Annotated in this window: 9 protein-coding genes and 1 pseudogene; 5 read left to right on the top strand and 5 right to left on the bottom strand. The window is 71.2% G+C overall.

Annotated elements, in window-relative coordinates:
* Together U9R90_RS04480 and U9R90_RS04475 are read right to left on the bottom strand one after the other, a co-directional pair.
* On the bottom strand, positions 1 to 2,313 hold a 2,313-nt coding region (locus tag U9R90_RS04480; RefSeq protein WP_411057641.1), incomplete at its 3' end, for a Tex family protein.
* A 232-nt stretch (positions 2,314 to 2,545) separates the two neighbouring features.
* Positions 2,546 to 3,412 carry an SCO6745 family protein gene (locus U9R90_RS04475; RefSeq protein ID WP_411055050.1) on the bottom strand — a complete coding sequence of 289 codons (867 nt, stop codon included), beginning with the start codon at positions 3,410 to 3,412 and terminating at the stop codon, positions 2,546 to 2,548.
* Positions 3,413 to 3,542: 130 nt separating this feature from the next.
* On the opposite strand from U9R90_RS04475, the gene U9R90_RS04470 reads away from it, so the two are divergent.
* From U9R90_RS04470 to U9R90_RS04460, 3 genes are all read left to right on the top strand, one after another.
* Positions 3,543 to 4,526 (top strand): GlxA family transcriptional regulator, encoded by a 984-nt coding sequence (locus tag U9R90_RS04470; protein WP_411055049.1) that lies wholly within the window; start codon positions 3,543 to 3,545, stop codon positions 4,524 to 4,526.
* 42 nt (positions 4,527 to 4,568) lie between these two features.
* The gene (locus U9R90_RS04465) at positions 4,569 to 5,204 is read left to right on the top strand and encodes a DJ-1/PfpI family protein (protein WP_411055048.1); all 636 of its coding nucleotides are present in this window, start codon (positions 4,569 to 4,571) and stop codon (positions 5,202 to 5,204) included.
* Positions 5,205 to 5,276: 72 nt separating this feature from the next.
* Complete coding sequence (locus U9R90_RS04460; protein ID WP_411055047.1) at positions 5,277 to 5,903, top strand: DJ-1/PfpI family protein; 627 nt, start codon at positions 5,277 to 5,279, stop codon at positions 5,901 to 5,903.
* On the opposite strand, the gene U9R90_RS04455 is transcribed toward U9R90_RS04460, so the two are convergent.
* The gene (locus tag U9R90_RS04455; RefSeq protein WP_411055046.1) at positions 5,900 to 6,679 is read right to left on the bottom strand and encodes an enoyl-CoA hydratase/isomerase family protein; all 780 of its coding nucleotides are present in this window, start codon (positions 6,677 to 6,679) and stop codon (positions 5,900 to 5,902) included. The genes U9R90_RS04460 and U9R90_RS04455 overlap by 4 nt on opposite strands.
* Positions 6,680 to 6,754: 75 nt before the next feature.
* On the opposite strand from U9R90_RS04455, the gene U9R90_RS04450 reads away from it, so the two are divergent.
* A complete protein-coding gene (locus U9R90_RS04450) occupies positions 6,755 to 7,453 on the top strand; it encodes an HdeD family acid-resistance protein (protein ID WP_411055045.1) in 699 nt (232 codons plus the stop codon).
* A gap of 93 nt (positions 7,454 to 7,546) precedes the next feature.
* On the top strand, positions 7,547 to 8,083 hold the full coding sequence (locus tag U9R90_RS04445) for an ATP-binding protein (RefSeq protein ID WP_411055044.1): 537 nt from the start codon (positions 7,547 to 7,549) through the stop codon (positions 8,081 to 8,083).
* A gap of 9 nt (positions 8,084 to 8,092) precedes the next feature.
* On the opposite strand, the gene idi is transcribed toward U9R90_RS04445, so the two are convergent.
* Together idi and U9R90_RS04435 are read right to left on the bottom strand one after the other, a co-directional pair.
* On the bottom strand, positions 8,093 to 8,686 hold the full coding sequence (gene idi / locus U9R90_RS04440; protein WP_411055043.1) for an isopentenyl-diphosphate Delta-isomerase: 594 nt from the start codon (positions 8,684 to 8,686) through the stop codon (positions 8,093 to 8,095).
* A 198-nt stretch (positions 8,687 to 8,884) separates the two neighbouring features.
* A pseudogene (locus tag U9R90_RS04435) lies at positions 8,885 to 9,655 on the bottom strand (class I SAM-dependent methyltransferase); the annotation flags it as partial.
* Positions 9,656 to 9,682: the final 27 nt, after the last annotated feature.

The following is a 9,682-nucleotide window of genomic DNA, read 5'->3' as shown; positions in this document are numbered from 1 at the left end:
CCGTCGGCCACCCCCGCCGCCACCACGCTGCGCAGGCGGCCGCCCACCACCCTGCCCGCGCTCCCGCCGCTGACCTCCCTTGGAGGGACGAGCGTCCTGGCCGGGGCCAGACGCCGACCGGTCCGCCGCCTCGTCGTCCAGCCGCAACGTCAACGAGATCCGCTTCCGCGGAATATCGACCTCCAGAACCTTCACCTTCACGATGTCCCCCGGCTTCACCACATCCCGCGGGTCCTTCACAAACGTCTTGGACATCGCCGAGACATGCACCAGACCGTCCTGGTGCACACCAACATCCACAAAGGCACCGAACGCGGCCACATTGGTGACCACACCCTCCAGCACCATCCCGGACGCCAGATCACCGATCTTCTCCACGCCCTCCTTGAAGGACGCCGTCTTGAACGCGGGCCGCGGGTCCCGCCCCGGCTTCTCCAGCTCGCGCAGGATGTCCGTCACCGTCGGCAGACCGAACGTGTCGTCCACGAACTCGGCGGGCTTCAGCGCGCGCAGCGCCGCCCCGTTCCCGACCAGCGAGGCGACCTCGCCGCCCGTCACCCGCACCATCCGGCGTACCACCGGGTACGCCTCGGGGTGCACACTCGACGCGTCCAGCGGATCGTCGCCGCCACGGATCCGCAGGAAGCCCGCGCACTGCTCGTACGCCTTCGGGCCGAGCCGCGCCACGTCCTTGAGCGCCTTGCGCGCCGTGAACGGGCCGTTGGCGTCCCGGTGCGCCACGATGTTCTCGGCGAGCCCGGCGCCGATACCCGACACCCGCGCGAGCAGTGGCGCGGACGCGGTGTTCACATCCACCCCGACGCCGTTCACACAGTCCTCGACGACCGCGTCCAGGGAGCGGGAGAGCTTCACCTCGGACAGGTCGTGCTGGTACTGGCCGACCCCGATCGACTTGGGGTCGATCTTCACCAGCTCGGCCAGCGGGTCCTGCAACCGCCGCGCGATGGAGACGGCGCCACGCAGCGACACATCGAGCTCCGGCAGCTCCTGGGACGCGAACGCGGAGGCCGAGTACACCGAGGCGCCCGCCTCGGAGACCATGACCTTGGTCAGCTTCAACTCGGGGTGCTTGGTGATCAGTTCACCGGCGAGCTTGTCCGTCTCACGGGAGGCCGTGCCGTTGCCGATGGCGATCAGATCGACCGCGTGCTCCTTGGCGAGCCGCGCCAACTTGCCCAGCGCCTCGTCCCACTTGTTGGCCGGGACGTGCGGGTAGATCGTGTCCGTGGCCACGACCTTGCCGGTCGCGTCGACCACGGCGACCTTCACGCCCGTACGGAACCCGGGGTCGAGCCCCAGCGTCGCGCGCGTACCGGCCGGGGCCGCGAGCAGCAGATCCCGCAGATTGGACGCGAAGACCCGCACCGCCTCGTCCTCGGCGGCCGTTCGCAGCCGCAGCCGCAGGTCGATGCCCAGATGCACCAGGATCCGGGTGCGCCACGCCCAGCGCACCGTGTCGAGCAGCCAGCCATCGGCGGGGCGGCCACGGTCGGCGATGTCGAAGTGCCGGGCGATGATGCCCTCGTACGACGACGTGGCCGCCCGGCCCTCCGGCGCGGCGTCCGGCTCCTCGGGCTCCAGGACCAGGTCCAGTACGCCCTCCTTCTCACCGCGGAGCATCGCGAGCACCCGGTGCGAGGGCAGCTCGGTGAACGGCTCGGCGAAGTCGAAGTAGTCCGCGAACTTGGCGCCCTCGGTCTCCTTGCCGTCCTTCACCTTGGCCGCGAGCCGCCCCCGCGTCCACATCCGCTCGCGCACCTCGCCGATCAGGTCCGCGTCCTCGCTGAACCGCTCGGTGAGGATCGCCCGCGCGCCGTCCAGCGCGGCCTGTGGGTCCGCGACACCCTTGTCGGCGTCCACGAACGCCGCGGCCGCGGCGAGGGGTTCCACACCCGGATCGCCGAACAGCCCGTCGGCGAGCGGTTCGAGCCCCGCCTCGCGGGCGATCTGCGCCTTGGTGCGGCGCTTGGGCTTGTACGGGAGGTAGATGTCCTCCAGCCGCGCCTTGGTGTCGGCGGCGTCGATACGGGCCCGCAGCTCGTCGGTCAGCTTGCCCTGTTCACGTACCGACTCGATGATCGCCGTACGCCGCTCTTCGAGCTCGCGCAGATACCGCAGCCGCTCTTCGAGCGTGCGCAGCTGCGCGTCGTCGAGCAGCTCGGTCGCCTCCTTGCGGTAGCGCGCGATGAAGGGCACGGTCGACCCGCCGTCGAGCAGCTCGACCGCCGCCCTGACCTGCCGCTCCCGGACGCCGAGCTCCTGGGCGATCCTGCTCTCGATGGACCCCACGATGGGTGGCAGTGCTGCTGTCACGATTCCCGTACCGCCTTCTCGCTGAGCTGCTGCAATTTCCCGGGGGCGCTGACATGTGCGGCTCCGCCGCGTGGCCCCCGGACCTCCAGCCGGACACACAGGTCAGCCAGCCAGCCGGTGTGCACATGGCCTGGCAAACCTGAGTGAGGTACGTATTGTGGCAGGTGGCACCGACAGCGGGGGATCAGCCCCGGCCGCTCGACCTGTCGGATCAGCCTTTGCCCACCAGATCCGCGGGGAACGCGCCTGCCTCCGCCGCGGTCATCAGGAACCCGGTCCCCAGCTCGGTGAGCCGCTCCACACCCGCCGCGCCCAGGTGCTCGTACGGCGCCGCGTCCAGCCGGTCGGTGGTCCGCTCGATCCCCTTGCGCAGGGCGGTCCCCTCCTCGGTGGGCTCGCCGTCGGCGTCCAGCAGCCCACGCGCGCGTAGCCGGTCGGCGGCCGCGTCCCAGTCCTGCTGACTCCAGCCGCGCGTGGCGAGAATCCACTGGGGGTTCATGCCCTTGCCCGTCGCGGTGTGGCTCACCAGGGCCTCCACCGGGTCGAGTCCGGCGTCGAGCAGGACCGCGAGATGCCCGTCGCCGCGGTGCTCGCGCAGCAGCGTCGCGGCGTGCCAGTACGCGAGGTGCGGCTCGTCCGGCACCGGCAGATCGGCGTGCGCGGCGTAGAGCGGCCGGGCGTGGCGGGTGCAGGCCTCGGTGGCGCGCAGCGCGAGGCGGGCGGCCTCGGCCATCTCGTCCGACGCTATGGCCTGCTCGCCGAGTAGTCGGCGCAGCGACGAGTCGGCGGCGCGGAGCCGGGCGGCGACCACCTCCTCGGGGGACGTGCTCTGCCATACCGCGGGCACCACACGGGCGATGCGGTCGTAGCTGAAGTTGTAGAAGGCGGCGGCGATCGTCCCCGGCCCCACCCTGCCGAGCGCCGCGGCCCGTCCGATGATGAACAGGGACTCGCTGAGGTCCGCGATACCGGCCGACGCCAGTTCCTTGGGGTACTCGGGCGAGAAGTAGACGGCGGAGTGCAGCGGGTTCAGGACGTTGTGGCAGCGGCGTCCGGCGTATGCGGGAAGTGAGGTCATGCCCGCACGATACCGACTGGTAGGTACGGCCGGAAGGCTGTGTTGCCGGACCATAAGCGTCCGCTTGATGGCAGGAAAGGTGGGATGCGCGTCATTGCGGCCATACCGGGGCTCCCGAAGAATCGTCGGCATGGTGAAGGGCACGCCGCAGCGCACCGTTCTCGTCGTCCTCTTCGAGGACGTCCAGAGCCTCGACGTCACCGGCCCCGTGGAGGTCTTCACCGGCGCCGCATTCGCCGCCGGTGACCCCGGCGGCCCGTACCGCGTCCGTACCGCCACGCTCGACGGCGCGCCGGTGCGCACATCGAGCGGCCTCACCCTCACCCCCGACTACGACATCACCGAGGCCCCCATCCCGCACACGCTCCTGGTGCCGGGCGGCCACGGCACCCGCGACCCCGACCCCCGGCTCGTGTCCTGGCTCCGCAGGCACGGCCCCGAGGCGACCCGCCTGGTGTCGGTCTGCACCGGAGCGGGCCTGCTGGCCGCGGCCGGGCTGCTCGACGGGCGCCGGGCGACCACCCACTGGGCGTACAGCGACCAGCTCGCCCGCGAGCACCCCGAGGTCGAGGTCGACCCGGACCCGATCTACGTACGCGACGGCCACATCGCGACCTCGGCCGGAGTGACCGCGGGCATCGACCTCGCGCTCGCCCTGGTCGAGGAGGACCTCGGGCGGGAGGTCGCGCTCACCGTCGCCCGCTACCTGGTCGTCTTCCTGCGCCGCCCGGGCAACCAGGCCCAGTTCAGCGCCCAGCTCGCCGCGCAGACCGCACAGCGCGAACCGCTGCGCGAGGTCCAGCAGTGGATCACCGAGCACCCTGGCGACGACCTCTCGGTCGAGTCCCTGGCCGCCCGCGCCCGGCTCTCGCCCCGGCACTTCGCCCGCGCCTTCACGGCCGAGAGCGGTACGACACCGGGCCGGTACGTCGAGCGCGTACGCCTGGAACACGCCCGCCGCCTCCTGGAGGACACCGCGGACGGCGTCGAGCAGATCTCCCGCGCCTGCGGCTACGGCACACCCGAGGCGCTGCGCCGCGCCTTCGTCAAGGCACTGGGCTCGTCCCCGGCCGAGTACCGCCGCCGCTTCCGCCCCGCCCCCGCGGCCGACTGACGCCCCCACTGACGATCGCTGACGGTCCATGAAAGGCAGTCCATGCAGATCGCGATCGCCCTCTTCGACCGCTTCACCGCCCTCGACGCGGTGGGCCCCTACGAGGTCCTGGGGCGCGTCCCCGGCGCCGAGACCGTCTTCGTCGCCGAGCGGCCCGGTCCCGTACGCAACGACTCGGGCACCCTCGCGCTCGTCGCGGACGCGACCTTCGCCGAGGTCACCCGACCCGATGTCGTCGTGGTGCCCGGTGGCCCCGGACAGACCCCGCAGATGGCGAACGAGACCCTCCTGTCGTGGCTGCGCGCGGTCGACGCCACGACCACCTGGACGGCCTCCGTGTGCACCGGCTCCCTGCTGCTCGCCGCGGCCGGACTGCTCAAGGGCCGCCGCGCCACGTCCCACTGGCTGGCCCTGAACGCCATCAAGCGATACGACGTCGAGCCCACCGGCGAACGGGTCGTCTTCGACGGCAAATACGTCACCGCGGCCGGGGTCTCGTCCGGCATCGACATGGCCCTGGCCCTGGCCGGACGGATCGCCGGAGACCGGGCCGCCCAGTCCATCCAGCTGCTGACCGAGTACGACCCACAGCCGCCCTACGACGCCGGTTCACCGCACAAGGCCCCCGCTGACCTGGTCGCGGAGCACCGCGCGCACAGCCGCCACCCCCAGCCGTAACACCCGTCCCAAGCACCCGTCCCAACCTGTCCCATCGACGTATCTGTCCCATCGACGAAAGGCAGTCCATCCATGCAGATCGCCATAGTCCTCTTCGACGGCTTCACCGCGCTGGACGCCGTCGGCCCCTTCCAGACGCTCAGCCCCCTGCCGGGCGCCGAGACCGTGTTCGTCGCCGAGCAGGCGGGCCCCGTCAAGGACGACACCGGGAACCTCACCTTCGTGGCCGCGAAGTCGTTCGCCGAGGTGACCCGCCCCGACATCGTGATCGTCCCCGGTGGCCCGGACGTCCCGACCCACAACGACGTGCTCCTGGGCTGGCTGCGCGCCGTCGACGCCACCACGACCTGGACGACTTCGGTGTGCACGGGATCGCTGCTGCTCGCCGCGGCCGGACTGCTCAAGGGCCGCCAGGCCACGACCCACTGGCTGGCGCTGGACGCCATCAAGGAGTTCGGCGTCTCCCCGACCGGGCAGCGGGTCGTCTTCGACGGTAAGTACGTCACGGGCGCGGGGGTGTCCGCGGGCATCGACATGGGCCTGACCCTGGCCGGGAAGATCGCGGGCGACCCGTTCGCGCAGGGCGTCCAGCTCATGATCGAGTACGACCCGCAGCCGCCGTACGACGCGGGCTCACCCGAGAAGGCCCCCGCAGAGGTGGTGGAGAAGTTCCGGGCGGATACCCCGGCCGCCTCCTAGGCCGGTTCCACCGGACCCGCGGTCCACTGGAACCGCGGGTCCCTGCGCTCCAGGAACGCGGCGACCCCCTCCGCGGTGTCGCCGCTGCCGCGCGCCTGCTCGGCCCAGTACGCCGCCCGCTCCGCGCGGCCCGCCGCGAACTCCTTCGCGGCGGCCTGGGTCAGCTGGGAGCGCCCGATCAGCACCTTCGCGAACTCCGCCACCCGCTTGTCCAGTTCACCCGCGGGCAGCACCTCGTCCACCAGGCCGGTGCGCAGCGCGCGCTCGGTGCCGATCAACTCGGCCGAGAACAGCAGGTATTTGGCGGTGGCGGGCCCCACCAGCGACACCAACCGCTGAGTGGAGGACGCCCCGTACACGATCCCGAGCTTCGCCGGAGTGATCCCGAACGACGCGCCCTCCTCCGCGAACCGCAGATCACAGGCCGTCGCGAGCTGGCAGCCACCGCCCACACAGAAGCCCCGCACCGCCGCCAGCGTCGGCTTCGGAAAGGCGGCCAGCGCCTCCTCGGCCCGTACGGCCAGATCCTGCGCCTCGCCCGCCGAAGCACGCAGCCCGGAGATGTCCGCGCCCGCGCAGAACGTGGCGCCCTCACCGGTCAGCACGAGCACCCGCACGGCCGGGTCGGCGGCCAGCTCGGCCAGCAGCGGCGGCAGCGCCCGCCACATGTCCGCGGTCATCGCGTTGCGCCTGGCCGGGTGGTCGATCACGACGGTCGCGATCCCGCCGTCGACGGTGTGTCGCAGTCGCGGCTCGGTGAGCTCCGTGTACGCCATGTGCCGGATGCTATCCGCACGCCCCGAACGTACGATCAATAAGGGGCCGCACCGGGGTGCCGCGAGGAGGCAGTCATGGTCAGACGCACCGGCCCGGGCGCGAGACTGAGCCGCGGTTTCGGCCGGCTCACGCTGTTGGGCGTCATCCTGGTCCTGGCCGGCCTGGTGGGCCTCGGCTACGCGGCCTTCGCCACGCTGACCTCGATGGTGCTGTTCGGCTGGCTGCTGCTGGCCGGTGGCGCCGTCGGCCTGCTGCACTCCTTCCAGTCCCGCGGCACCAGCTTCTTCTGGCTGGGCGTGGTGGTCGCCGCGCTCAATCTCGCCGCGGGTGTGGTGCTCATCAGGCACCCCGAGGGGTCGGCGGAGGCGCTGACCATGTTCGCCGCGCTGCTCTTCCTCACCGGCGGTGCCTTCCGACTGGTCGGCAGCGCGGTGGTACGCGGCCCGCAGTTCGGCCTGACGCTGGTCCAGGGCGCCTTCGGGCTGCTGCTCGGCCTGCTGGTGTTGTTCGATTGGCCGAACAGTAGCCGCTATGTGATCGGCGTCTTCTTCTCGCTCGCGCTGCTCTTCGACGGTCTGGGTCTGATCGCCACCGGCGTGCTGGGGCGGCGCGTTGTCACCCTGGTCGCGGAGGAAGCCGCCGAGGAGGCGGAGGTGGTCTCCAAGAAGGCGGAGGAAGCCGAACGGGCCGCGGACTCCGAACGTATAGAACCGGTAAAGCCTTTGAAGCCAGAACAATCAGAACAAGACGATCAGGATCAGTCGCACACCTGACGCTGTCATACGCCAGCGGTCGGAAAGCGTCGATAGTCAACGAGTTCTGATCACTTCTGCGGTACGGACCTGAACTTTCTCAGACTCGACAGTGTGGTGACTATCGAGCGCAGAGGCGGCGACCGGACGATGGACAACGGTGGCGGAGTCCCAACCGGTCAGACCGCGCCGGGGCAGGCGGTAGCAGGTCAGGCCGTGTCGGGACCACTGCCGTACGAGGGCGTCTGGCGGTTCACCGCCCCCGCCGTCGAGACCTCGGTACCCCAGGCCCGGCACGCCGTACGTGATCTGCTGACCCGCCAGGGAGTACCGGCATCCGACGACGTCGTCCACGGACTGCTGCTGATCGTCTCGGAGCTTGTCACCAACTCCGTACGGCACGCGGCCCTGCTCTCCCCGATGATCGCCGTCGAGGTGGCCGTGGGAGCGGAGTGGGTGCGGGTCTCGGTCGAGGACAACCACCCGTACCGGCCCAAGGCCCTGGAGGCGGACCAGGGCCAGACCGGGGGGCGGGGGCTACTGCTGGTGCTGGAGATCACGAAGGAGGCCGGTGGGGTCTGCGACGCCGAACACACGGCCAGCGGCGGCAAGGTGATCTGGGCCGCCCTGCCGCTCAAGCCACCGCGCTGAGCGGACCGCTCACCACCCAGCTGACGGCCCGGTCAGCTCCTTGATCGCGGGCCGGGCCGCGTCGAGTACGGTCATGAACCACGCCGAGAACGGCCCCTTGTCGTGCCGGACGGCGAGCTCGTCCGAGGTCACGAAGGCCGTCTCGCCGATCTCTTCGGGATCGGGCCGCAGCGGGGACTGCACCATCCCCACGAAGAGGTGGTTGAACTCCTGCTCCACCAGACCCGAGTCCGGGTCCGGGTGGTTGTAGCGGACCGTGCCCGCCTCGGCGAGCAGCGAGGGCGAGACGCCCAGCTCCTCGTACGTCCGCCGAGCGGCCGCCGCGAACGGCGCCTCGCCCGGATACGGGTGCCCGCAGCAGGTGTTCGACCAGACGCCGGGGGAGTGGTACTTGCCCAGCGCGCGCCGCTGGATCAGCAGCCGCCCCCGCTCGTCGAAGAGGAACACGGAGAACGCGCGGTGCAACTGCCCGGGCGCCTGGTGGGCGGAGATCTTCTCCGCGGTGCCGATGGTGTTGCCGTCCTCGTCGACCAGTTCGAGCAGGATCGTGTCCGCGGACCCGTTGGCCGGAGTGTTCGCCGCGGTGGCTGGTGTGATCGGCATACCCATCCTTCGCATTGGTCGTCGAACCTCAAGTCTGCCGTACGAATCCGGAGCTTTCGGCACCCATGGTGCCCGCGTGTACCCGCCAGCCGCGGCGGGCGGGTACACGCGGGCCACCGAGTCAGACGCCGAAGGCCGCCGGGTAGTTGATCATGCCCCGCGGAACCGTTCCGGAACCGTCGAACACCAGCGCCATCATGGCCTCGTCCGATACCTCGAACGCCGGTTTGGCGCCGTCAGCACGTACCCGGTGTAGCCGTACTCCGTGCCGTGTTCGCGCCGCATCGCGATCTCCGCGCGCGTGGCGGCGAGCGCTTCGGCCATCCCGGGCGCGGCGGGATCGGCCGCGTCAGCGCGCTCGCCGAGCGGGCCGTAGTACTCGTCCCAGTCGGACTCGGGCTGCGGGTGCAGCGCGAGTACGGAGTACCCGGCGGCGGCCGCTGCGCGGGCGTTCTGCTCGGTGCTGCGCAGTGTGTAGTGCCGGTCCCAGAAGGCGCGGGCCTCGGGGGACGGCTCGGCCGTCGTCCACTCGCACTCGGTGAGCACCAGGGTGCCGCCGGGAGCGAGCAGCCGCCGCCACTTGGCCAGCGCGGTGTCGAAGCCGATCGAGTAGGCCGAACTCTCCGCCCACACCAGGTCGAAGGACCCGTCAGGGAAGGGGAGTTCGGCCATGTCGGCCGCGACGGTGGTGATCGATGCGCCGAGCCCGCGGGCCGCGGCGGCCGCATCGAGCTCGGCCAGGAACGGCTGGTGCAGATCGACGGCGGTCACCTCGGCACCGGCCTCGGCGGCCAGCAGCAGCGCGGACCGGCCCGGACCGCAGCCCAGGTCCAGGACGCGGGGCCGCTGCGGCAGCGGACCCGCATGGGAGAGCAGGTGCCGGGTGGTGGCGTCGGAGCCGGGGCCCTGCCGCGGAAGTCCGTGGTGCAGGGCGAAGAAAGCCTCGTACAAGGCAGCGTTGTCGGACAACGTGAGAACCCTTTGGGTGTGCGGGCT

It is taken from the genome of Streptomyces sp. E11-3, from assembly GCF_046540415.1.
In the GTDB taxonomy this organism is placed as follows: Bacteria; Actinomycetota; Actinomycetes; order Streptomycetales; family Streptomycetaceae; genus Streptomyces.
The sequence above is the reverse complement of the archived record's forward strand: the minus strand, read 5'-3'. Positions and strand labels throughout refer to the sequence as shown.

Coding starts and splice junctions, on each gene's coding strand:
- U9R90_RS04470 (WP_411055049.1), top strand. CDS start 3,543: ATGGTGAAGGGCACGCCGCAGCGCACCGTTCTCGTCGTCCTCTTCGAG.
- U9R90_RS04475 (WP_411055050.1), bottom strand. CDS start 3,412: ATGACCTCACTTCCCGCATACGCCGGACGCCGCTGCCACAACGTCCTG.
- idi (WP_411055043.1), bottom strand. CDS start 8,686: ATGCCGATCACACCAGCCACCGCGGCGAACACTCCGGCCAACGGGTCC.
- U9R90_RS04465 (WP_411055048.1), top strand. CDS start 4,569: ATGCAGATCGCGATCGCCCTCTTCGACCGCTTCACCGCCCTCGACGCG.
- U9R90_RS04450 (WP_411055045.1), top strand. CDS start 6,755: ATGGTCAGACGCACCGGCCCGGGCGCGAGACTGAGCCGCGGTTTCGGC.
- U9R90_RS04460 (WP_411055047.1), top strand. CDS start 5,277: ATGCAGATCGCCATAGTCCTCTTCGACGGCTTCACCGCGCTGGACGCC.
- U9R90_RS04455 (WP_411055046.1), bottom strand. CDS start 6,679: ATGGCGTACACGGAGCTCACCGAGCCGCGACTGCGACACACCGTCGAC.